This window comes from Pseudomonas sp. PKS (assembly GCF_051913525.1).
Lineage (GTDB): Bacteria > Pseudomonadota > Gammaproteobacteria > Pseudomonadales > Pseudomonadaceae > Aquipseudomonas > Aquipseudomonas guariconensis_D.
This window is the reverse complement of the sequence record NZ_JBEGDO010000024.1, coordinates 22,669-43,257: the sequence shown is the minus strand read 5'-3', so window position 1 is coordinate 43,257 and position 20,589 is coordinate 22,669. Positions and strand designations below refer to the sequence as shown.

The 20,589-nt window shown below is 64.1% G+C and carries 23 protein-coding genes and 1 pseudogene; 10 read left to right on the top strand and 14 right to left on the bottom strand.

All coding sequences use genetic code 11. The features are described from left to right. Positions 1–8: 8 nt before the first annotated feature. Positions 9–728, bottom strand: a complete 720-nt coding sequence (locus tag ABOA88_RS20170) for a thioesterase II family protein (protein ID WP_367852041.1) — start codon at positions 726–728, stop codon at positions 9–11. 10 nt (positions 729–738) lie between these two features. Further along, entirely contained in the window at positions 739–960 is a 222-nt protein-coding gene (locus tag ABOA88_RS20165) for an MbtH family protein (protein WP_043211294.1), read from the bottom strand. A gap of 168 nt (positions 961–1,128) precedes the next feature. Between ABOA88_RS20165 and ABOA88_RS20160 the strand changes: the two genes are divergently transcribed. Beyond that, the gene (locus ABOA88_RS20160) at positions 1,129–1,746 is read left to right on the top strand and encodes a LysE family transporter (protein WP_367852042.1); all 618 of its coding nucleotides are present in this window, start codon (positions 1,129–1,131) and stop codon (positions 1,744–1,746) included. A gap of 3 nt (positions 1,747–1,749) precedes the next feature. On the opposite strand, the gene ABOA88_RS20155 is transcribed toward ABOA88_RS20160, so the two are convergent. After that, positions 1,750–2,154 (bottom strand): hypothetical protein, encoded by a 405-nt coding sequence (locus tag ABOA88_RS20155; RefSeq protein WP_070574632.1) that lies wholly within the window; start codon positions 2,152–2,154, stop codon positions 1,750–1,752. Between the two features lie 218 nt (positions 2,155–2,372). Here ABOA88_RS20155 and ABOA88_RS20150 point away from each other — a divergent pair, with 218 nt between their 5' ends. Continuing rightward, the gene (locus ABOA88_RS20150; protein WP_367852043.1) at positions 2,373–3,233 is read left to right on the top strand and encodes a CAP domain-containing protein; all 861 of its coding nucleotides are present in this window, start codon (positions 2,373–2,375) and stop codon (positions 3,231–3,233) included. A 34-nt stretch (positions 3,234–3,267) separates the two neighbouring features. Here ABOA88_RS20150 and ABOA88_RS20145 read toward each other — a convergent pair whose 3' ends face one another. After that, on the bottom strand, positions 3,268–4,245 hold the full coding sequence (locus tag ABOA88_RS20145; protein ID WP_367852044.1) for a GlxA family transcriptional regulator: 978 nt from the start codon (positions 4,243–4,245) through the stop codon (positions 3,268–3,270). A 100-nt stretch (positions 4,246–4,345) separates the two neighbouring features. On the opposite strand from ABOA88_RS20145, the gene ABOA88_RS20140 reads away from it, so the two are divergent. Further along, on the top strand, positions 4,346–4,957 hold the full coding sequence (locus ABOA88_RS20140) for a LysE family translocator (protein WP_196170605.1): 612 nt from the start codon (positions 4,346–4,348) through the stop codon (positions 4,955–4,957). Between the two features lie 48 nt (positions 4,958–5,005). Further along, entirely contained in the window at positions 5,006–5,335 is a 330-nt protein-coding gene (locus ABOA88_RS20135) for a cupin (RefSeq protein WP_196170604.1), read from the top strand. On the opposite strand, the gene ABOA88_RS20130 is transcribed toward ABOA88_RS20135, so the two are convergent. Next, complete coding sequence (locus ABOA88_RS20130) at positions 5,323–6,693, bottom strand: MATE family efflux transporter (RefSeq protein WP_367852045.1); 1,371 nt, start codon at positions 6,691–6,693, stop codon at positions 5,323–5,325. The genes ABOA88_RS20135 and ABOA88_RS20130 overlap by 13 nt on opposite strands. Before the next feature lie 103 nt (positions 6,694–6,796). On the opposite strand from ABOA88_RS20130, the gene ABOA88_RS20125 reads away from it, so the two are divergent. The 3 genes from ABOA88_RS20125 (at position 6,797) to ABOA88_RS20115 (ending at position 11,423) form a co-directional block, all read left to right on the top strand. Next, positions 6,797–7,411 (top strand): TetR/AcrR family transcriptional regulator, encoded by a 615-nt coding sequence (locus tag ABOA88_RS20125; RefSeq protein ID WP_196170602.1) that lies wholly within the window; start codon positions 6,797–6,799, stop codon positions 7,409–7,411. A gap of 181 nt (positions 7,412–7,592) precedes the next feature. Beyond that, positions 7,593–10,010 (top strand): glucose/quinate/shikimate family membrane-bound PQQ-dependent dehydrogenase, encoded by a 2,418-nt coding sequence (locus ABOA88_RS20120; RefSeq protein ID WP_196170601.1) that lies wholly within the window; start codon positions 7,593–7,595, stop codon positions 10,008–10,010. Between the two features lie 144 nt (positions 10,011–10,154). Continuing rightward, the gene (locus tag ABOA88_RS20115) at positions 10,155–11,423 is read left to right on the top strand and encodes a carbohydrate porin (protein ID WP_367852046.1); all 1,269 of its coding nucleotides are present in this window, start codon (positions 10,155–10,157) and stop codon (positions 11,421–11,423) included. Positions 11,424–11,489: 66 nt separating this feature from the next. On the opposite strand, the gene argE is transcribed toward ABOA88_RS20115, so the two are convergent. Next, complete coding sequence (gene argE, locus ABOA88_RS20110; RefSeq protein WP_196170599.1) at positions 11,490–12,653, bottom strand: acetylornithine deacetylase; 1,164 nt, start codon at positions 12,651–12,653, stop codon at positions 11,490–11,492. Further along, positions 12,646–13,320, bottom strand: coding sequence for a DUF1028 domain-containing protein (locus ABOA88_RS20105; protein ID WP_367852047.1), 675 nt, complete (start codon positions 13,318–13,320; stop codon positions 12,646–12,648). Before ABOA88_RS20105 ends, argE begins: the two co-directional genes overlap by 8 nt. Positions 13,321–13,620: 300 nt before the next feature. Here ABOA88_RS20105 and ABOA88_RS20100 point away from each other — a divergent pair. Together ABOA88_RS20100 and ABOA88_RS20095 are read left to right on the top strand one after the other, a co-directional pair. Continuing rightward, positions 13,621–14,977 (top strand): annotated as a pseudogene (locus tag ABOA88_RS20100) (flavin-containing monooxygenase). Continuing rightward, a complete protein-coding gene (locus ABOA88_RS20095) occupies positions 14,977–15,393 on the top strand; it encodes a RidA family protein (protein WP_043211317.1) in 417 nt (138 codons plus the stop codon). Before ABOA88_RS20100 ends, ABOA88_RS20095 begins: the two are co-directional and overlap by 1 nt. A gap of 111 nt (positions 15,394–15,504) precedes the next feature. On the opposite strand, the gene ABOA88_RS20090 is transcribed toward ABOA88_RS20095, so the two are convergent. Continuing rightward, the gene (locus tag ABOA88_RS20090; RefSeq protein WP_043211318.1) at positions 15,505–16,410 is read right to left on the bottom strand and encodes a LysR family transcriptional regulator; all 906 of its coding nucleotides are present in this window, start codon (positions 16,408–16,410) and stop codon (positions 15,505–15,507) included. Positions 16,411–16,673: 263 nt separating this feature from the next. After that, on the bottom strand, positions 16,674–17,189 hold the full coding sequence (sodC, locus tag ABOA88_RS20085) for a superoxide dismutase family protein (RefSeq protein WP_196170597.1): 516 nt from the start codon (positions 17,187–17,189) through the stop codon (positions 16,674–16,676). Positions 17,190–17,371: 182 nt separating this feature from the next. On the opposite strand from sodC, the gene ABOA88_RS20080 reads away from it, so the two are divergent. After that, on the top strand, positions 17,372–17,683 hold the full coding sequence (locus tag ABOA88_RS20080; RefSeq protein WP_437437108.1) for a hypothetical protein: 312 nt from the start codon (positions 17,372–17,374) through the stop codon (positions 17,681–17,683). A gap of 20 nt (positions 17,684–17,703) precedes the next feature. Here ABOA88_RS20080 and ABOA88_RS20075 read toward each other — a convergent pair whose 3' ends face one another. The 5 genes from ABOA88_RS20075 to ureE all read right to left on the bottom strand — a co-directional run bounded on the left by ABOA88_RS20075 (position 17,704) and on the right by ureE (position 20,587). Then, positions 17,704–17,928, bottom strand: coding sequence for a hypothetical protein (locus ABOA88_RS20075; protein ID WP_196170595.1), 225 nt, complete (start codon positions 17,926–17,928; stop codon positions 17,704–17,706). 302 nt (positions 17,929–18,230) lie between these two features. Continuing rightward, complete coding sequence (gene ureG, locus ABOA88_RS20070) at positions 18,231–18,857, bottom strand: urease accessory protein UreG (RefSeq protein WP_196170594.1); 627 nt, start codon at positions 18,855–18,857, stop codon at positions 18,231–18,233. 11 nt (positions 18,858–18,868) lie between these two features. Then, positions 18,869–19,543 carry an urease accessory protein UreF gene (locus tag ABOA88_RS20065; RefSeq protein ID WP_196170593.1) on the bottom strand — a complete coding sequence of 225 codons (675 nt, stop codon included), beginning with the start codon at positions 19,541–19,543 and terminating at the stop codon, positions 18,869–18,871. Further along, on the bottom strand, positions 19,543–20,088 hold the full coding sequence (locus tag ABOA88_RS20060; protein ID WP_196170592.1) for a HupE/UreJ family protein: 546 nt from the start codon (positions 20,086–20,088) through the stop codon (positions 19,543–19,545). Before ABOA88_RS20060 ends, ABOA88_RS20065 begins: the two co-directional genes overlap by 1 nt. Positions 20,089–20,107: 19 nt before the next feature. Then, positions 20,108–20,587: an urease accessory protein UreE gene (gene ureE, locus ABOA88_RS20055; RefSeq protein ID WP_367852049.1), complete on the bottom strand. Its 480-nt coding sequence runs from the start codon at positions 20,585–20,587 to the stop codon at positions 20,108–20,110. Positions 20,588–20,589 lie beyond the last annotated feature (2 nt).

Genomic DNA, 20,589 nt, shown 5'->3' with positions numbered 1-20,589 from the left:
GACGTCAATCAGGCACAGCGTCGAAGCGGCGCCAAGGCATCGGCCAAGAGGCCAAGTACCCGGTCTTCGTGCTGATGAATGAAGAAATGGCCACCAGGGAAGATATCAAGGGTAAACGCGCCCTGCGTCTCTCGCCCCCAGGCCTGCAATTGCTCCTGGCTCGCCCGGTCGTCTTCGCCTCCCAGCACATGCAGCGGGCAGCTCAAGGCCGGACGCTGGCGGTAGACATAGCGCCCACACAGCAGAAAATCCGCACGCAAGATCGGCAAGGTGAGGCTCATCAGTTCCTGGTTGGCCAGCACCTCTTCGGGCGTGCCCTGCAGCTTGCGCAGTTCTTCGATCAGTTCGTCGTCGCGCCGAGGTTCACGCCATTGCACACCGTCATAGTCCTCACGGCGGCTCGGCGCCGCGGTACCGCAGGCAAACAACGCGAGCGGCGGCGGGCAACCCTGGGCCTGCAGCGCATGGGCAAGCTCGAAGGCCAGCAAGGCGCCAAGGCTGTGGCCCAACAAGGCATAGGGGGCACGGGCCGATGCGCAGTGTTCAGCGGCCAGTTGCCGGGCCAGGGCCTGCATGTCAGTCTGCAAGGGCTCGCCCAGGCGCATGCCGCGACCGGGCAGCTCTACCGGGCACACCTGCAGCCAGGCCGGCACCTTGCGACGCCAACGGCTGTAGACCATGGCGCTGGCGCCGGAGTATGGCAAGCACAGCAGATTCACTGCATCCACAGGCAACGCCTCATTGAACCTGGGCTTGGGCCATCTTCTGGCGCAGGCTCAGCGGCCGCATGTCGGTCCAGACTTCATCGATGTAGGCCAGGCAGTCTTTTTTCAGGCCGCTCTTGCCCACCGCACGCCAGCCGTTAGGGATCGCCTTGTAATCAGGCCAGATGGAGTATTGCTCTTCGTGGTTGACCACTACCTGGAACACGATATCGTCGCGGTCGAATACGGACGTCATTGCCTATCTCCTTGAATGATGAAGGCCGCTGCGCGTTACGCAGGGCGGCTATCCATCAGACGAAGGGTCGACTGCGAAAATTAGTCGCTGTCCGTGCTTTGCAAGCAGCGCGCAGGGTGGCATAAATCCAGATCCCCCTTTGGCGATGCCTATTTCGGAGACTCCCCCATGCTAGGCGTGACCGACTACGGTGCTTTCGTTGTTGCGTTCCTCATCCTCCTGGCCATCCCTGGGCCTGGCAACTTCGCGCTGATCACCGCCACCGGCAAGGGCGGCATCAAGGGTGGGCTGACCGCGACCCTGGGCGTGATCCTGGGTGACCAGGTCTTGATGTGGTTGGCGGTGGCCGGCGTCGCCACGCTGCTGGCGGCCTACCCTGCGGCCTTCCATGTGGTGCAGTGGGCGGGGGCGGCCTACCTGGCCTGGCTCGGCCTGCGCATGGTGCTGAGCAAGCCGGGAAGCGCCCCGCGCGAGAGCCGCATGGCCAGCGGGCACTATCTGCGCCAGACGATGATGATCACCCTGCTCAATCCCAAGGCGATCATGTTCTACATGGCGTTCTTCCCGTTGTTTGTCGACCCGGTGCACCACCAAGGCGTGGTGACCTTTGCCTTCATGGCGGTGACCGTAGCCGCGCTGACCTTCCTGTATGGCCTGATCGCGGTGCTGTTGACCCATCACCTGGCCGAGCGCATGCGCGCCAACCCACGGGTGTCCAATCTGCTGGAGCGTCTGGCCGGCGCCTGCCTGGTGGGGTTCGGGATCAAGTTGGCGGCGATGCGCTGAGGATCAGGCGTCGCGCAGCAGGTCGTGGGCATCGAGCAGACGGAAGGCCACCTGCGGGTTGCGCTCAAGGCCTCGGCGGATGGCGGCCGGAATGGCCTGGCGGGTCTTGCGACACAGCCCGGGCTGTTCCTCCAGTTCGATACTGATACCGCGCATGGTGCGGACCTCGTTGTAGCCTGGGGCGATGCGCACGCGGATCCCCAGTTGCTCGTACAGGCGCACCTGTAGACGCTCCAGATCGTCCAGGTCCTTGAGGTGCTCCAAGCGCTCAAGAAGGCGCTTTTCTTCCTGGCGGGTCAACAGCAGGATCCGCTGGGCCTGGGGTGGGCTTTCGTGCAGCCGCTCGCGCCCGCAATCGCAGAGGCCCGGCGGGCAGGGTTGGCGAAGGGGAAGCTCGGTGATGGTCATGGAGCAAGCATAGATCTTTCCCTGTCCAACTTCATGAGTGCGTTGCAATCGGCGGGTCGCACCGACACCGCACTTTTCGGGCAGCCAGGGGTCTACCCCCTCTTTTGCCGTACGCAATCGATTGCCGGCCGTTTTCCCGCCCTGCACAAAGCGGGGCCAAACGCCGTGTGCTTGTGTAGGATGGGCAGCTAGGCGCTGCCAGTCATAGGGAGATTTTCATGCGCGTCCTGTCATCCGTTGCCCGCTTTGCCGCCCTGACGCTGGGCCTTGTCGCCTCCACCGGTGCCTTGGCCTTTACCGGTGAAGAAGGTCAACTGATCGAGTCGATCAATGCCTATCGCAGCCAAGCCCAGCGCTGCGGCGGCGAGGCTTCGCTGGAACTGCCGCCGCTCAACAGCGACACCCGCCTTGCCCTTTCGCCGGAAGGCACCCGCGACCTGCAACAGGCCATGAGCCGCGCCGCCTATCCCATGGTCAACGTCCAGGCCATCAGCCTGTCCGGCCCACGCGATGCCCGGGCGGCGATGAATGCCATCGAGGAAAGCTTCTGCCAGGTGGTCCTTGACCCACAGTTCGTCGACATCGGTGTCAGCCAGGAAGGCCGTGACTGGCGCATCGTCCTGGCCCGCCCCCTGCTCAGCGGACGCCTGGGTGACTGGCAGGCCGAAGGCCAGAAACTGCTGCAGGCGATCAACGCTGCACGCAAGGCGCCGCGCCAATGCGGTGGCCAACCCTTCGCCGCAGCCCCTGCCCTGAGCTGGAACAACACCTTGGCCGGCGTTGCCGCCAACCACACCCGGGCCATGGCCAACCAGAACTTCTTCGACCATATCGACCGCGACGGCCGCACCCCCGGCGACCGGGCGGAACTGGCCGGCTACCTGTACCGGCAGATCGGCGAGAACATCGCCGCCGGCCGTGACACGGCAAACAAGGTGGTCGATGGCTGGATGGCCAGCCCCGGCCACTGCGCTACCCTGATGAACCCCGACTTCACCGAGCTGGGTGCAGCCTATGCGGTGGACCCCAAGAGCGATGCGGGGATCTACTGGACCGGGTTGTTCGGGTCGCCGCAATGATTGCCGTGGGTGTGCTTGCAACGCCGGGGGAGACTCACTCCCCTAGCCTTCCCGAGGCGCGCAGCGCCAACGCGGTACAGCCAAACCTGCGGCGTACACACTTGCCCAGGTAACTGACATCCCCCAACCCCACCTCATCGGCGATCTGCGCCAAGCCGTGACTCGAGTTGAGCAACCGCCAGCGCGCCTGCTGCAGGCGCATCTCGAGCCACCAGGCCTTGGCCGTCATGCCGTGGCTGGCCTGGAACTGGCGGTCCAGCTGACGCCGACTGATGCCCAGTTCTGCCGCCAGTTGGTCAAGGGTCAGGCTCGAACCCAGGTGATGACGCATCAACGCGGTAGCACGCTGCACCGCACGCCCCTGCCCAGGCCCCTGCTCCAGCGAGCGCAAGGCATGGCGACTGTCGCGGGTCTCGTCCACGAGCATGTCAGCCAAGCCCTTGAGTGCCCGCGCCCGGCCACAGGCACGCGACAACAGCTCCACCGCCAGGTCGATGGCCGCCGTGCCCCCAGCACAGGAGATCCGCGCGCCATCGAAGCAATACAGCTGCTCGGGCAGCACCTGCACGGACGGGAACGAGGCGCGAAACTCCGCCTCGTGGCGCCAGTGCACCACCACCTTGTGGTCATCGAGCAAACCACAGGCCGCCAGTAGAAACACCGCATTGTCGACGCCTACCAGCTTCACCCCCGCCCGGACAGCGCGCTTGAGCAAAGCCTGGTAACGCGGAGCCAGCGCGGCCGTCGCCGCGGCGTTGCGCCCGCCGAACAGCACCAGGTAGTCATGGCCCTTGAAGTCCACCGATTGCGCCGTGGCCTGCACCTGAACCACCGCGCCGCTGCTCGAGGGCACGGGATCGGCGGTCAAGCCCAGCAAAGTCCAACTGCAGTAGCGCTGGCGACTGTAGTCCTCGTCGTCGGCGCTAAAGCGCAGTTTGTCGAGGAAGGCCCCGAATGGCAGCAAGGCGAATTCCGGCAGGGGAACGATCAACAGGCGAATGTCAGGGGTCATGCACATACGTCCAGATATAACTTCAGAAAGTCCAGATATTACCTTAGGAATCCCGGCGCTTACCCTAGACTGGCGCTCTTCACACCCAAAGGCTTCCTCCATGGCACTGGATACTTGGCTCATCTACCTGCTGGCCAGCATCGGCTTGTCTCTGACCCCAGGTCCGAACAGCCTGCTGGCCCTGACCCACGGCGCGCTCTATGGCGCCCGTCGCACCCTGTTCACCATCGTGGGAGGCGTGTTCGGTTTCAGCGCACTGATTGCCTTGGCAATGTTCGGCCTCAGTGCTCTGCTGCACACCTCGGCCTCGCTGCTGCAGGTGCTCAAATGGGTGGGTGGGGCCTATCTGCTGTGGCTGGGCATTCAGCTCTGGCGTAGCCCGGCGATGCGCCTGGAGCTTGCCGAGGGCGCCACGCGTCTGGGCAACCGCGGGCTGTTCCGCCAGGGCTTTCTGTCGGCCATGGCCAACCCCAAGGTGTTGTTGTTCTATGGCGCCTTTTTGCCGCAGTTCATCGACCCTCAACGCGGGCTGGCGATGCAGTTCGTGATCATGGCGGCGACCTTTGCCAGCGTGGAGTTCGTGGTCGAATACCTGCTGGCGCGCCTGGCCTTCCGCGTGCGCCCTTGGCTGGCGAAGGGGGGGCGTGGTTTCAATCGCTGCTGCGGGACGCTGTTCGCGCTGATCGGCGTGGCGCTGCCGCTGGGGCGCTGAGCCGATCTACACTCAGGGGCCTCACTGGCTTAGCACGCGAGGCCCCCAATGCCCGACAACCTGTTCACCGCCCTTCCCCCGCTCGCCCCCCAGGCCAGCGAGCAATTCGACGAGCTTCTGCACCGGCCGGGCCTGCGCATCGAGCGCATCGTCTCCAGTGGCCAGGCCAGCCCGCCTGGCTTCTGGTACGACCAGGCCGAAGGTGAATGGGTAGTGTTGCTCAGCGGCAGCGCCGGGCTCAGGCTTGAGCATGAGCCCCACGAGCGGGTGCTACGCCCCGGCGATCACCTGGACCTCCCGCCCCATTGCCGGCACCGGGTAGAGTGGACCGAGGCCGGCGTGGCGACGGTCTGGCTGGCAGTGTTCTACGGCAGTTGAGACTGAACCACACCTGTCGGGCCACCCTGCAACTGGTAGAAGCGCCAAGGCAGCAACACCGCTGCCACCGCCAGGCCGCAGGCAAAACCGACCCAGACCCCGACCGGCCCCAACGGCGAGTGGAACGCCAGGCCATAGCTGAGCGGCAATGCCAGCAGCCAGTAGCTGACCAAGGTCACGCCCACCGGCCAGCGATAATCCTGCAATCCGCGCAAGGCCCCCAGGGCTGTGGACTGCAAACCATCGGCGATCTGCATGGTCGCGACCACCACGAACATCGGCACGGCAATGGCGATCACCTGAGGGTCGTCACTCATGGCCTCGGCGATCGCCCGGCCAAACACCACCAGCAGCAAGGTACTGGCCACCATCCAGGCACTGACACTGATGAAGGTGGCGCTGCCAATGGCCTTGATTCGCGCACGCTCGCCCCGGCCCTGGGCCTGGCTGATGCGGATGCTCACCGCCGCAGCCATGCCCAACGGCAGCATGTACAGCAACGAGCCGATCGACTGCACCACCTGGTTGGCGGCCAGCGCCGCAGTGCCCAGCCAGCCAAGCATCCAGGCCGCAATCACCACGGCGCCAGCCTCGGCCAGGTAGCCCAGCCCCAGCGGCCAGCCCTCTCCCATGAGCGTGCGCCAGGCCAATCGTGGGCCCAGGGAGGCTCGCCGGTAGACCGACAGCGAAGGCGCCAGACGCCAATAGGCAAATGCCAGCAGCACGGCCAGGGACTCGGCCAGCACGCTGGCGATACCGGCGCCCAACAAGCCCAGGGGCGGCAGGCCGAAGTGGCCGTGGATCAGGCCATAGCTCAAGGGAACGTTGAACACGACTGCACTCATCACCACCAGCACCGCAACCCACGGGCGACCGATGGCTTCCAGCACGTCCTTGAACACCACGGCCAGACAGAACGGGATCAAGAACACCGCCATCGCCTGCCAGTACGGTGCCAGCAACTCTACGTCCGGCAACGGCACGCCGGCCCATTGCAGCACCGGCAGGATGCCCAGCATTGCCGAGCAGCCAAGGGTGCCGACCAACAGGCCGTAACCCAGCCCCGCACGCAGTGTGCGCCCCACGGCCTCGGCATCGCCGGCACCGAAGGCATGGCCCACCCGCACACTGAGGGTGGCGAGCATCCCGTAGAGCCCGGCATGGAAGATCAACCCGGCACTGGCCGTGAGCGACACGCAGGCCAGCACCAGCGTCCCCAGCGAGGCCAGCATCAGGGTGTCGGTCAGGCTGATCAGCTCACTGGCCGAGAGCCCCAGCACCAGCGGCAAAGCCAGGCGCAACAAGCCCGGCAGCTCGGCAAACCACGTGCGTTGAGGGTACGGCAGGGACGCGGACATGAGACAAATCTCCATTTAGCATACGCCGCGTATGCTAATACCCCTTATTGACATACGCAACGTATGCTAATTTGCATCCATCGTTATTTCCCAGGAGTTGCCGATGCCCGCCCCTCGTCGAACCCGAGCCGCCATGAGCGCCGAAACCACCGAGCGATTGATCGCTGTCGCCCGCCGCCAGTTCGCGGAGAAAGGCTTCACCGCCGTGGTCATGGACGAACTGTGCGCCGAGGCTGACCTCACCCGGGGCGCCTTGCATCACCATTTCGGCGGCAAGGCCGGACTGTTCACCGCCGTGGTGACACACCTGCTCGACGAGATCAACCAAGCGCTCGATGTGCGTTTCGCCACCCACACCGATCCTTGGGAGGGCTACCTGGACACCTGTCTGCACTACTACGACCTGCTCCATGACCCCGCCCTGCGCCGCATCCTGCTGCAGGATGCCCCGGCCGTGCTCGGCCCCCGCCTGCGCGAACTCGAGGAAGAAAGCTACATCGGCCCCATGGCTGCCGGATTGATGGAGTTGCAGCACGCTGGGGTGCTGCGTGAATTCGACCCGGTGGCGATGGCGCACCTGATCAACGGCGCCATGGGCGACAGCGGCATGTGGGTGATTGCCCAGGACGACCCGCAAACGGCGGCAGAACGGGTCAAGACAGCCCTCAAATGCCTGCTGGAAGGGCTTCGCCGCCCCGAACCAACGGTTTCACAATGAGCAGCCGATACGCCGGAGCAGGTCTTTTTTTAGCGATCTTTGCCTCATGATCTAAGCTTTTCAGCGTTATTGGAGTGTTCAGGCCCTGCGACAATCTGCCCTGAAAAACTATGTACTAACTTGTTAATTAGCTTGCTAAGGGCCTAAACTGCGCGCAGTCCCACCTGCGAGATCCCTGGCAATGACACAAACACCTCGCGCCTCTGGCGCCTCAACCTTCATCCTGGTCGGGCTCGGCGTGATCATCGCCCTGCTCGGCCTGCTCCTGGCCGGCGGCGGCATCAAGCTGGCCATCCTTGGCGGCTCCTGGTACTTCCTGCTCGGCGGCCTGGCCATGGCCATCGCCGGCGGGCTCATCGCCCGGCGCAAGCCCGCCGGCGCCTGGCTGTTCGCCGCTTTCCTGGTCGGTACGGCGATCTGGGCCGTGCTCGATGCGGGCCTGACGTTCTGGCCGCTGTTCTCGCGGTTGTTCATGTTCTCGGCCATCGGTCTGGTGGTGACACTGGTCTATCCGATGCTGGTACGCGCCAGCGGTGGCAGCACCGGTCGTGGCGCCTACGCCGTGGCCGGCGTGCTGGCACTCGCCTTGGCGATTGGCGTTGGCAACATGTTCGTCGCCCACCCCGGCGTCGCCCCTACCGGCAAAGGCCCAGGCATGACCCCGGTCGAACCCGACCAGGCACAGAAGGACTGGGCCCACTACGGCAATACCGAAGGCGGCAGCCGCTTCGCCGCGCTGGACCAGATCAATCGTGACAACGTGAACAAGCTCAAGGTCGCCTGGACCTATCACACCGGCGATGTGGCGCTGAGCGACGGCAACGGTGCCGAAGACCAACTGACCCCGCTGCAGGTCGGCGACAAGGTGTTCATCTGCACCCCGCACAACAATCTCATCGCGCTGGACGCGGACACCGGCAAGGAGCTCTGGAAGAACGCGATCAACGCCCAATCCAAGGTCTGGCAGCGTTGCCGCGGCATGGCCTACTTCGATGCCACTGCCCAGATCGCCCAGCCGACCCAACCCAACAGCTCGCCGATCGCCGCCGTCAAACTGCCCGCAGGCGCCAACTGCCAGCGCCGTCTGCTGACCAACACCATCGATGGCCGCTTGATCGCTGTCGATGCCGACACCGGCGCGTTCTGCGAAGGCTTTGGCAACAATGGCCAAGTCGACCTCAAGGCCGGCCTGGGCGATGTCCCGGATTCCTACTACCAGCTGTCCTCCGCTCCACTGATGGCCGGTACCACCGTGGTGGTCGGCGGTCGAGTGGCCGACAACGTCCAGACCGACATGCCAGGCGGCGTGATCCGTGGCTTCGACGTGATCACCGGGCAAATGCGCTGGGCCTTCGACCCAGGCAATCCAGAGGACCGCAACGCTCCGCAAGGCAACAGCACCTACGTGCGCAGCACCCCCAACAGCTGGGCGCCGATGTCTTATGACCCGGCGATGAACACGGTCTTCCTGCCGATGGGCAGCTCCTCCACCGACATCTATGGTGTCGAGCGCAGCGAACTGGACCACACCTATGGCGCGTCGGTATTGGCCCTGGACGCAACCACCGGCAACCAGAAGTGGGTGTTCCAGACCGTGCACAACGACCTTTGGGACTTCGACCTGCCCATGCAGCCGAGCCTGATCGACTTCACGCGGGACGATGGCAAGACCGTCCCGGCTGTGGTGATCGGCACCAAGGCCGGGCAGATCTACGTGCTCGACCGTGCTACCGGCAAGCCACTGACCCAGGTCGACGAGGTGCCGGTCAAACCGAGCAACATCCCTCACGAGCCGTACTCCCCGACCCAACCCAAATCAGTGGGCATGCCACAGATCGGCGCACAGACCCTGACCGAATCGGATATGTGGGGCGCCACCCCGTATGACCAGCTGCTGTGCCGCATCGACTTCAAGAAAATGCGCTATGACGGCCTGTACACCGCGCCAGGCACCGACCTGTCGCTGAGCTTCCCAGGCTCGCTCGGGGGCATGAACTGGGGCAGCATCTCCACCGATCCAGTGCATGGCTTTATCTTCGTCAACGACATGCGTCTGGGCCTGTGGATTCAGATGATCCCCTCGCAGAACAAGGGCCAGGCCACCTCCGGCGGTGAAGCGCTGAACACGGGCATGGGCGCCGTTCCCCTCAAGGGCACACCCTATGCTGTGAACAAGAACCGCTTCCTGTCCGTGGCCGGCATTCCGTGCCAGGCGCCGCCCTTCGGTACCCTGACCGCCATCGACATGAAGACCCGGCAGATCGCCTGGCAAGTGCCGGTCGGCACCGTCGAGGACACCGGCCCACTCGGTATCCGCATGCACCTGCCGATCAAGATTGGCCTGCCGACCCTGGGCGGCACGCTGTCCACCCAAGGCGGCCTGGTGTTCATCGCCGGTACCCAGGACTTCTACCTGCGCGCCTACGACAGCGGCAACGGCCACGAGATCTGGAAGGCTCGCCTGCCCGTCGGCAGCCAGGGCGGCCCGATGACCTACGTCTCGCCCAAGACTGGCAAGCAGTATGTGGTGGTCACTGCCGGCGGTGCACGGCAATCCCCTGACCGTGGCGACTACGTGATGGCCTATGCCCTGCCGTAAACCGCGCCGTCTTCTTCACGGGTAAACCCGCTCCTACAGAGACCGCGTCGCCCCCTTCGCGGGCCACCGACTCCCACAAAGACTCCGCGCAGCCTTTGTGGGAGCCCGCGAACGGGCCCTCACAGACAACCCCGAGACTTCGTAATGCCCCGCGTTATTCGCATCACCCCCGCTCTTGCGCTGGCCCTGGCCAGCACCACCGCCCTGGCCGACGGCGACCTGATGACCCGCAACACCCTGACCGGCGACTGGGGCGGGTTGCGCCACCAGCTTGAGGAGGATGGCATCAGGTTCACCGGCGACTACAGCGGCGAAACGGCCTACAACGCCCACGGCGGCCTGCACCGTTCGGCACGCTATTCGCAGAACCTCAAGCTCGGCGTGCAGTTCGATCTCTCGAAGCTGTACGGCCTGGACAATGCTGGCAAGGTCCAGCTGACGGTCAACGACCGCCGCGGCAACAGCGCCTCCGAGGACCTGGTAGGCAACCGCCTGCCGATCCAGGAAAACTACGGCGGCCTCTACACCCGCCTGACCGAGCTCAGCTACGAGCGCACCCTGTTCACGCCGGCACTCAACGTCAAGCTGGGCTACATGGCAATGGGCAACGACCTGGGTGGGCTCGACAGCGGCATCCTGTGCAACTTCATGAACGCCGGTTTCTGCGGCCACCCGCTGAACATGTCCGGCGGCAGTGGTTGGACCAACTACCCCAACGCGCATCTGGGCGTGAGGGTCAAATATGACTTGTCGCCAGCCTGGCAGGTGCGTGTGGCAGCGTTCAACGTCGACCCCGAGAGCAACGGCAACGCCAGCCGCGCCTGGCACCTGGGGCCCAAGCACACCACCGGCACCGTGGTCCCGGTCGAGCTGGTGTACAAACTGCAAGGCCAGCTGCCTGGCGAGTACAAGCTCGGCTACTACTACGACAGCTCCGACGCCAAACGCATCGGCCGTAATGACGAAGTGTCCGGGCGCGGCGGCCATTACCTGCTGGTCGACCAGGCGGTGTGGAAGGACCCTGCCCTGCCGGGCCGAAGCTTGCACGCCTTCGGCCAGTACTCGGCCTCGAGCAAAGCGGCCTCGCCATTCACCCAGTGGTATGGCGCAGGCGTCGTGCTGTACAAGCCGTTCGAAGGGCGCCCGCGCGACACCCTGGCGCTGGGCTACGGCCGCGCCGTGCCAAACCCGCGCAGCCGCGATGTACTCGAAGACGCCGCCCAGACTGCCGGCCAGGAGTTCCCAAGCCTGGACAGCGCCGAACAGCTGGTCGAGCTGAGCTACGGCTACCAGGCCACGCCCTGGCTGAACCTGCGACCGGATGTGCAGTACATCATCGAGCCGGGCGCATTCTCCGGGCAACGCATCGACAATGCGTTGGTGGTGGGACTGCAGGTCAAGGCGAGCTTCTGATCGCTTGCTCCTCGGCCCGCAGCAGACACTTGTGTCGCGAAAAGGGGCGCAATGCGCCCCCAGGCTCTATCGAGTCTCGCTCAAGTGCGCCACCAGGCGAAGCAACATGGCATCGCAGGCCTTCAACTGCTCGACACTGACGAACTCATCGGGCTTGTGCCCCTGATCCATGCTGCCAGGCCCACAAACCACTGTCGGAATGCCCGCCTGATCGAACAGCCCACCCTCGGTACCGAAGGCCACGGTGCCAAAATCGTCCGAGCCGCTGAGCATCGCAACCAGCTGCGCCGCCTCGCTGTCGGCCGGGGTCGCCAATCCAGGGTAGGCACTGAGCGGCTGCAGGCGAATGTCGCTGCCTGCGCTGACCGCACGCATGCGTGGCAACAGTTCGGCCTCGGCGTAGGTCTGCAACTGGTCGGCCACGGCCTGGGCCTCGAAGCCCGGCAAGGCGCGCACCTCGAAGTCGAACTCGCACTCGGCCGGGACGATGTTCAGCGCCCGCCCCCCTTTGATCACACCGGTCTGCACCGTGGAAAACGGCGGGTCGAAGCGCTCATCGTGGTGCTCGGGGCGCGCCAGGCCATCGCCGATCTCGCCGAGCTTGCCGATCAGGCGCGCGGCGTATTCGATCGCATTGACCCCATAGGGCGCGTACGCCGAATGGCACGCGGCGCCGTGCACCTGGCAACGCATGGCCAACTTGCCTTTGTGGCCCAGCACTGGCTTGAGCTCGGTAGGCTCGCCGATCAGGCACAGGCGCGGTTTGTGGGGACGTTGCTCAAGGGCAGCCAGCATAGAGCGCACGCCTAGGCAGCCGACCTCCTCATCGTAGGAAAACGCCAGATGCACCGGCCATTTCAACGGCTGCGCGAGAAACGCCGGCACCGCCGCCAGCACCGAAGCGATGAAGCCTTTCATGTCCGCCGTACCGCGCCCGTAAAGACGCCCGTCACGTTCGCTTAACGCGAAAGGCTCGACGGTCCAGGCCTGGCCATCGACCGGCACCACGTCGGTGTGGCCGGACAACACCACCCCACCACGGTCCGAGGGACCAATGGTGGCGAACAGGTTGGCCTTGGTGCCCTCTTCGTTGTGGAACAGCTCAGAGTCCACACCCAGCCCGGCCAGGTAATCACGAATGAAGCCGATCAGCTCCAGGTTGGACTCGCGGCTAACGGTGGCAAACCCCACCAGCCGGGCCAGCAGTTCACGACTGCTCGACTCACTCATCGCCAGGCACCCCATAACTTGGCGCGGCGGTTGGGTTCAACGCGCGCGTCACGTAGTCCTGCATCTGGGGGCGGTAGTCCTGCCACAGTTTATCCAGGGCGCCGATAGGATCCTCGTCCGCCCAGTCCACCCGCAGGTCCACCAGCGGCCAGGTCAGCTCACCGGCAATCTTCATCGCAGCCGAATGCACAGGCCCCGCCTCGCCACCGGCGGCCATGGCCGCGTGCATCGCCGCCAGCAGACGATCAGCCAAGTGCCCGGCCGTTTGCTCGAAGGCCGCGACCATGGCCTCGATCACCTGGATCGAGGACAACAGGTTGCCTGCTGCCGCGCACTGCTCGCCAGCCACTGCGTTGTGCACGCCAAGTGCTTCCTTGCCAGTGAACAATGCCACCTGCCCCTTGCTGTCGATCACCGTCACCTGGCGGTACTCGCTCCAGCCATTGGCCGTGAGCACACGATCCAGCGCCGCCGCCGGCAGTTGCCCTTGCTCCAGGGCATCGAGTATTTGCGGGCCCAACGCGGGCAAGGTGATGTTCTGCGTGGCCACCGCGCCGACACCTGCACGTACCCAAGGACAACGCGCGCCTACCGCGATGCTGGATGAACTGATGGCGATACCGAGCTGGCCGGTTTCCTGGCAACGGCCGATGATGGAAAAGGTCATGTTCTGTGGCTCCTGAGGGTCTGTCCAATGCACAGCGAAAACAACTTTTCGCGCGAATGGGAGCATTCTGGGCAGAAGCCATTGACCCACGAAACCAACTTTTTCCTAGGACCAGAAAAGGAAAAAACTAAGGCCATAAAACATCAATAAAAATGGCACTTAAATAAACAGAAAACATAGCTCAACGCCGCGCCGATCAAGGCCTTCGGTAATTTATAGGCAATCATTAGCTAAATAATATTTTCGCGTTGCAAAGCACATCCCTAGTCTGGCCCCAGGCAAAGGCGGTACCCCACCGACCTGAATAAAACCGCCTTCCAAGAAGGGCTCAGACATGACATTGAACAACATCGAAATCGACACTCTCGTGGTCGGCGCCGGCCAGGCTGGCGTGGCCATGAGCGAACACCTGAGCAAACTCGGCGTGCCGCACCTGGTGCTGGAGCGCAAGCGCATCGCCGAGGCCTGGCGCACCGGACGCTGGGATTCGTTGGTGGCCAACGGCCCGGTCTGGCACGACCGCTTCCCGGGCTTGGAATTCGACCTCGACCCGGATGCCTTCGCCGGCAAGGACCAGGTCGCCGACTACTTCGAGACCTACGTGCGCAAGTACAACCTGCCCGTACGGACCGGCATTGAAGTGAAGAAGGTAGTACGCAACGCCGACTGCCCAGGCTTCACCATCGAAACCAACGAAGGCGTGATCCGCGCCAACCGCGTAGTGGCCGCCACCGGTCCTTTCCAGCGTCCGGTAATTCCGGCCATCGCCCCGAAGGACGAACGCCTGCACCAGATTCACTCGGCCGCCTACTACAACCCCGAGCAACTGCCCGAAGGCGCTGTGCTGGTGGTGGGCGCCGGCTCCTCCGGCGTGCAGATCGCCGAAGAGCTGATGCGCGCCGGGCGCCAGGTGTACCTTTCGGTCGGCGCCCATGACCGTCCGCCACGGGCCTACCGCAACCGCGACTTCTGCTGGTGGCTGGGTGTGCTGGGCGAATGGGACGCCGAGATCGCCAAACCGGGCCGCGAACACGTGACCATCGCCGTCAGTGGTGCCCGCGGTGGCCATACCGTGGACTTCCGCGCCCTCGCCCACCAAGGCATGACCCTGGTCGGCCTGACCCAGTCGTTCGAGAACGGTGTGGTGCGCTTCCAGGACGACCTTGCCGACAACATCCGCCGTGGCGACGAGAACTACCTGGCCCTGCTGGATGCCGCCGATGCCTACATCGAGCGCAACGGCCTGGACCTGCCGCAGGAGCCAGAAGCCCGCAAGCGCCTGCCTGACCCTGAGTGCGTCAGCCATCCGCTGCGCGAGCTCGACCTGGCCAAAGCCGGCGTCAACACCATCATCTGGGCCACCGGCTACGGCGTGGATTTCAGCTGGCTGCAGGTCGACACCTTCGATGCCAACGGCAAGCCGCAGCACCAACGCGGTGTGTCCCGCGAGCCAGGTGTGTACTTCCTCGGCCTCCCTTGGCTGTCGCGCCGCGGCTCGTCGTTCATCTGGGGCGTCTGGCACGACGCCAAGCATGTGGCCGGCCATATCGCCACCCAACGCACTTACCTGGCCTACCGTGATCGCGAGCAGCGTGAAGCGGATGCCGAGCAGTCCCCCACCTCGATCCAGAAAGTCAGCACCCTCGGAGCGCACTGATGCCTACCCATACCCGTATCCGCATGTTCAACACCAAGGCGACCTACCCCAATCAGTCGCTGGACAACGACCTCTGCCAGGCAGTACGCGCCGGCAACACGATCTATGTGCGCGGCCAGGTCGGTACCGACTTCGAAGGTCGCCTCGTAGGCCTGGGCGATCCTCGTGCCCAAGCCGAGCAGGCAATGAAGAACGTCAAGCAGTTGCTTGAGGAAGCCGGTTCGGACATGTCGCACATCGTCAAGACCACCACCTACATCACCGACCCCCGCTTCCGTGAGCCGGTGTATCAGGAAGTCGGCAAATGGCTCAAGGGCGTATTCCCGATCTCCACCGGGCTGGTGGTGGCGGGCCTGGCCCAGGCTGAATGGCTGATGGAGATCGATGTGATCGCCGTGGTGCCTGACCAGGCGTAACATCCTGGCGTTTGCGGGGTTGCTTTGCAGCCCCTTCGCGGGCAAGCCCGCTCCCACTTGGGCGACAAGGCCTTGGGGGAGCGGGCTTGCCCGTTCAGGGCTCATGGAAGTTCATAGCTTGGCCAGCTCCTCCCGGCAGAATTCGACGAACAACTGTGCAGGTTTGGTGAGTTGGACCCGCTTCAACCGCGCCGCCGCCAGCCCCGACAGGGCCACCGGCTCGGCGATGTCCAGCGTCACCAGCCGCTGTCCATCGTAGGTGTATTCGGAATGTGGCCGGGTCACCAGCAACGAAAACCCGAAACCCTGCCCAACCATCCCCCGCACCATCTCGATCGATGGCGAACTGAAGACAATGTTCGGTGTCAGGCCCATCTCATTGAACAGGCTGACGAAATAGGTGCGGCTCGGCGCGACGTCGAGCAGGATCATCGGCTCCGGGCACAAGTCACGCAGTGACACCTGAGCCTGACCTGCGAAGCGGTGCTTCTCAGGAAGCAACACGTAGGGCTTTTGCGGCGGCATCAAGGGTTCGGCCTCGATGGTGCCGTCCAGGTCATGGTCGTAGAGAAAGGCCAGATCGAATGTGCCGGCGGTCAGGCCCTGGATCAGGTCCTGCTGCTCGCCATCGCGCAGACGGATGTCAACGCCCGGATAACGCTCACGAAAGCCTGCGATCAACCTGGGCAAGTACAGCGGCGCCACCGTCTCGAAGCAGCCGATATCGATCTGCCCGGCCACGGTGTCGTTGTCGGCCAAAGCGTTCTGTTCGAACTCGTGGGTCATCTGCAGCAAGGCCTTGGTCTTGGCATAGAAGCGCTTGCCACTGGGGGTCAGCGAAACACCCTGAGCATGATGGCGGATGAACAGCTGGACGCCGAAGCTCTCTTCCAGACTTTTGATGGCCGTGGAGATTGAGGGCTGCGCGATATACAACTGGCGCGATGCCTCGGCAACACTACCGGCCTCCACCGTGGTGACGAAATACTTGAGTTGACGCAAGGTATAGGAAGCCACAGGCACCTCTCTGACGCCGCGCGCGGCGCACCGGATTTTTCCTGCCACCTTACCTTAGCGCTGGCCCCACAGGCGCCTCGGTAAGCAAGGATTTGCCTATGGGCTGAAGATATTTTTCATGGCACGAGCGCAGCCGTGAGTTTCAGCGCTGTGCCTGTGGAAGCCGGTTTACACGCGAAAGGGCCGCATAGCGGCCCCGGCATCCGAACGCCCTGACTGTTCAAGGCGGTTGCGATGTCACATTGCGTACACCCGGAATGTGCTTACTGCACCACCCCGCACGCGACCCGGGCTCCGCCACCGCCCAGTTTTTCAGGATGGTCGCTGTGGTTGTCGCCCCCGGCATGCACCATCAGGGCATGCCCCTTGAAATCCTCCACCTTGAGCCGGGGCGCCAGCACCGGAGTCGTGGCCTGGCCGTCGGCACCGACGTACAACGCCGGCAGGTCGCCGCGATGGCCGCCTGCGTCATACGGGCCCTTGTGAGCGTTGGTCGCCGCCGGGTCCCAGTGGCCTCCAGCGGCGCCGGCCGGCACGGGCTTGCCGTGCTCCTCGACCGGGTCGCACGACGGGCGCTGGTGCAGGTGGAAGCCGTGCACACCGGGCGGCAGGTCGGCAAGATCCGGGGTGAGCAGCGCCCCATAAGGGGTCTGCGCGAAGGTGACCATCCCGATCGACTTGCCGGGGCCATCCGGGCCGGCAAGCTTCAATTCCACCTTTTGGTCGGCCTGGACAAGGCCGGCAGTGACCAGCAAGGCGGTCATTACCAGTGCTTTCATGCGATTTCTCCTTGGTTTGGAACAACGGGCGTCGTACATGCAGGACGCGCCACCTGACAGGTGGACTGCATACGCTGCCAGCGATTCCATCCGATCACAGTCAGAAGTGCTTCTGTCTTGTGTAAGGAACCTCTACGGGGCTTGCGTTTTCTACCCTGCATCCACTCAAGGAGGGCCGCACCATGCTCGATCCTGCAACCGGCATGCAACCGGGCGAACGCTATACCGTCGACAACGAGGAGCGCACCTGGCAATTCTCAGGTTTCTTCCTCGATGGCAAGTACTATCTCGACACCGACCTCAACATCGCGGTCGGCTGGTTGGAGGGTATCCGGTTCTATTACGACGACGTCGACCCGGATGGCCAGCCGATCTTTGCGGATCAACTGGCCGGCACCATCGAGGATCTGGTGTTGACCCTGGTCGATGGCGCGACGCTCAAGCTCGAAGGCTCATTGCAGGGTCATCCGAGCGACGCACGCAAAGGCCTCTGAGCCGCTTGAGGTCTGGAGGATCAGTCGAAGTCCCAGTAAGGCTGGCAGTGCCCGACTTCGGTCCAGCCCGTGCCCTCCGGGCACTCGGGTTGAAACTCCCAGTAGCTGAGCAGGGTATCGCCGACGATGGCGCCGGTCTGGGCAAATGGAGACGGCGCAGAAGCCCTGGAAGCGGACTCGGTGCTGTGGGCGAACTGGGCCAGGCCGGCGGTGAACAACAGCGCGATTAGAGCATTTTTTTTCATATCGTTTTCTCGAGTATTTCTGGCTTGAATGGAGCAGGTGAATCGTTTCAACCCCCTGCAGACCGGTGAGGGACCTTGTCCGCCACGCCCTCACTTTCGCCCGGCAATGATCCGTCCACCATCGGGAAATACTCCCGGTCATCCTGCTGGATTGAGGGTGCGCTCGAACTCCGCCCTACGGCTGCCTTCAAGATATCGCTCAGATTTTTCATACCACCGACTGCACCGAATCGGCGAATTAGCCACGAGATCAGTTGGAGCATTCATCCTTCACCCAGCCTCGTTCGACCGTTGAGCCCCACTCAAGGCGCATCACCTCCCAACATCCCACGCTCTACGATGAAATCGACCACCGCCTGCAACCCCTCCCCCTTCTTAAGATTGCTGAAAGTCCACGGCCGCTCGGGGCGCATGCGTCGGGTATCGCGCTCCATCACCTCCAGCGAGGCGCCGACATAAGGCGCCAGATCAGTCTTGTTGATCACCAGAAAATCCGACTTGGTGATGCCTGGTCCCCCTTTGCGGGGAATCTTCTCGCCTTCAGCGACATCGATGACATAAATCGTCAGGTCAGCGAGCTCGGGACTGAACGTCGCACTGAGGTTGTCGCCTCCGCTTTCGACGAAAATCACATCGAGGTTGCCAAACTTGCGCGCCAGTGCTTCCACGGCAGCCAGGTTCATCGAGGCGTCTTCGCGAATCGCCGTATGCGGACAGCCACCGGTTTCCACCCCGACGATACGCTCAGGCTCCAGGGCGCCGGCCTCGGTGAGAATGCGCTGATCCTCCTTGGTGTAGATGTCGTTGGTCACGACCGCGAGTTGGTAGTGATCGCGCATGGCTTTGCATAGGGCTTCGAGCAATGCGGTCTTGCCAGAGCCGACCGGCCCGCCGACGCCGACGCGCAGGGGGTTTTGATGATTTTGCATGAAGGTCTCCCTCAAGAACGGAACAAACGGGTGTATTGGGTTTCGTGACGGGACGAGGCAATGGCGAGCAAAGGCAGGCTGCCGCCGAGCTGGTCATCGTCCAGCGCCAGTGCGCGGTCGAGCACAGCAGGCAGCGCCGCCCCCAGGTCACGCAGCAGCGTCTGGGCGGCCTGCTGGCCGAACGGCACCAGCTTGACACCGGCCATCACCGCGCTTTCGAGCCAGGCAAAGCCGTGGCCCAAGGCCAACTGACGCAACGGGATGGACCAATGCGCGCCAAGCCAGGCCATGCCGCTCAGTTGGCTCAGTTCGAGGCTGCCCCGCCAGTCCGGGGCCTGCCCCAGCTGCCAGCCATCGAGCAGACGCGCCAGCGCACTGCCACGCTGCTGTTCTTCCAGCCGCAACTCGGCAGTCTCGCGGTTGGCCAGCACGAAGCGGCTCCAACGCGCGAACGCGCCGGCATCATCGGCCTGGCAGGCGTGATAGAGCCGTGCCAATACTGGCCAATCGAGGTAGCCGAGGGTGTCGTTCAATTGCTCGCGCTGCCAGGCCGCGAAGGTTGCAACGTCGCGCACCCAACCGGCCTCCACGGCCCATTCCAACCCCTGGGAGTAGGTGAAACCGCCCACGGGCAGGCCTGGACTGGCCAGTTGCAGTAAGCGCAGCAGCGCCAGGTCGACGTCCATCAACCGGCCAGCACCAAGGCCGCCCCCGCCAGCATCCCGCCACCGACGGCCTTCTGCAGGCCCGAGTGACGACGCAGCAGGCAACCCACGGCAAAGCCCACTGCCAGCAGCAGCGCACTGACAAGGACGAAACCTGAACCGAACAGCCAGAACGCGCTGGGAGTCGCCTCCACGCCATGGGCCCAGCCATGGAACAGCGCGAACATCGGCATGATCACTGCCAGCAGCCTTTGCCGACTGGGCAGCAGCAAGGCGCCCGCGATCACCCCTATCGACACGACGATCATCGCCTCCATGCCCGGCACGTCACCGAACAGATGCCCGCACACCGCACCACCGACCATCGCCGTCAAGGTAGCCAGCGGCAGGGCCAGGCTTCGGCGCGTCAAGGCCGCCAGCACACCGGTCCCCAGCAACATCAGCAAATGATCGAGGCCGGTCAGTGGATGCAACAGGCCGTCGCGCAAAGGGCTGCCGTCGTGGCCAGGGTGGGCGAAGGCCGGCAGGGCCACCAGCAGCAGGACAACGGCTAACGTCTTTTTCATTGAAAACTCCCAGGATGGCTCAGCAATGGGCAGGCAGGCGCACGAACTGATGGTCGTGGCCGTGATGATGGGGCGCGCTCTGGTAGGCCCCGGCTTCGGGTTCGAAAGGTGCCCGCTCGGTCACCACGCTCAAGCCCAGGCCGCGTAGCATCTCGTCCAGGACATGGTCGTGCTGGAAACGCAGCAGGCCAGGTTCGATCTGCAACGGCACATGGCGGTTGCCCAGGTGGTAGGCCGCGCGGGCCAGCAGCAGCGGGTCGGAGCAACGCACCGTAGATACCTGCTCGGGCGCGGCAAGCACCCGCACCACATGGCGACCTTCGGCATCACCGAGCAGCTCGCCGCCTCGCAGCAGGTGACCGCGCTCAAGCATCAGGCCTGCCTCACGGCCGTCGTCCAAGGTGATACGCAGGCGGCTTTTGATGCGGCTATCCACGTCCAGGGTAACGGTGCCGGTCACAACGCCGGCTTCGTTGAGTCGACGGGTCAGGACAATCATGG

Excerpts from the sequence above, each read along its gene's own strand:
- ABOA88_RS20165 (WP_043211294.1), bottom strand. The coding sequence starts at position 960 with ATGACGTCCGTATTCGACCGCGACGATATCGTGTTCCAGGTAGTGGTC.
- ABOA88_RS20160 (WP_367852042.1), top strand. The coding sequence starts at position 1,129 with ATGCTAGGCGTGACCGACTACGGTGCTTTCGTTGTTGCGTTCCTCATC.
- ABOA88_RS20155 (WP_070574632.1), bottom strand. The coding sequence starts at position 2,154 with ATGACCATCACCGAGCTTCCCCTTCGCCAACCCTGCCCGCCGGGCCTC.
- ABOA88_RS20150 (WP_367852043.1), top strand. The coding sequence starts at position 2,373 with ATGCGCGTCCTGTCATCCGTTGCCCGCTTTGCCGCCCTGACGCTGGGC.
- ABOA88_RS20145 (WP_367852044.1), bottom strand. The coding sequence starts at position 4,245 with ATGACCCCTGACATTCGCCTGTTGATCGTTCCCCTGCCGGAATTCGCC.
- ABOA88_RS20140 (WP_196170605.1), top strand. The coding sequence starts at position 4,346 with ATGGCACTGGATACTTGGCTCATCTACCTGCTGGCCAGCATCGGCTTG.
- ABOA88_RS20135 (WP_196170604.1), top strand. The coding sequence starts at position 5,006 with ATGCCCGACAACCTGTTCACCGCCCTTCCCCCGCTCGCCCCCCAGGCC.
- ABOA88_RS20130 (WP_367852045.1), bottom strand. The coding sequence starts at position 6,693 with ATGTCCGCGTCCCTGCCGTACCCTCAACGCACGTGGTTTGCCGAGCTG.
- ABOA88_RS20125 (WP_196170602.1), top strand. The coding sequence starts at position 6,797 with ATGCCCGCCCCTCGTCGAACCCGAGCCGCCATGAGCGCCGAAACCACC.
- ABOA88_RS20120 (WP_196170601.1), top strand. The coding sequence starts at position 7,593 with ATGACACAAACACCTCGCGCCTCTGGCGCCTCAACCTTCATCCTGGTC.
- ABOA88_RS20115 (WP_367852046.1), top strand. The coding sequence starts at position 10,155 with ATGCCCCGCGTTATTCGCATCACCCCCGCTCTTGCGCTGGCCCTGGCC.
- argE (WP_196170599.1), bottom strand. The coding sequence starts at position 12,653 with ATGAGTGAGTCGAGCAGTCGTGAACTGCTGGCCCGGCTGGTGGGGTTT.
- ABOA88_RS20105 (WP_367852047.1), bottom strand. The coding sequence starts at position 13,320 with ATGACCTTTTCCATCATCGGCCGTTGCCAGGAAACCGGCCAGCTCGGT.
- ABOA88_RS20095 (WP_043211317.1), top strand. The coding sequence starts at position 14,977 with ATGCCTACCCATACCCGTATCCGCATGTTCAACACCAAGGCGACCTAC.
- sodC (WP_196170597.1), bottom strand. The coding sequence starts at position 17,189 with ATGAAAGCACTGGTAATGACCGCCTTGCTGGTCACTGCCGGCCTTGTC.
- ABOA88_RS20080 (WP_437437108.1), top strand. The coding sequence starts at position 17,372 with ATGCTCGATCCTGCAACCGGCATGCAACCGGGCGAACGCTATACCGTC.
- ABOA88_RS20075 (WP_196170595.1), bottom strand. The coding sequence starts at position 17,928 with ATGAAAAAAAATGCTCTAATCGCGCTGTTGTTCACCGCCGGCCTGGCC.
- ureG (WP_196170594.1), bottom strand. The coding sequence starts at position 18,857 with ATGCAAAATCATCAAAACCCCCTGCGCGTCGGCGTCGGCGGGCCGGTC.
- ABOA88_RS20065 (WP_196170593.1), bottom strand. The coding sequence starts at position 19,543 with ATGGACGTCGACCTGGCGCTGCTGCGCTTACTGCAACTGGCCAGTCCA.
- ABOA88_RS20060 (WP_196170592.1), bottom strand. The coding sequence starts at position 20,088 with ATGAAAAAGACGTTAGCCGTTGTCCTGCTGCTGGTGGCCCTGCCGGCC.
- ureE (WP_367852049.1), bottom strand. The coding sequence starts at position 20,587 with ATGATTGTCCTGACCCGTCGACTCAACGAAGCCGGCGTTGTGACCGGC.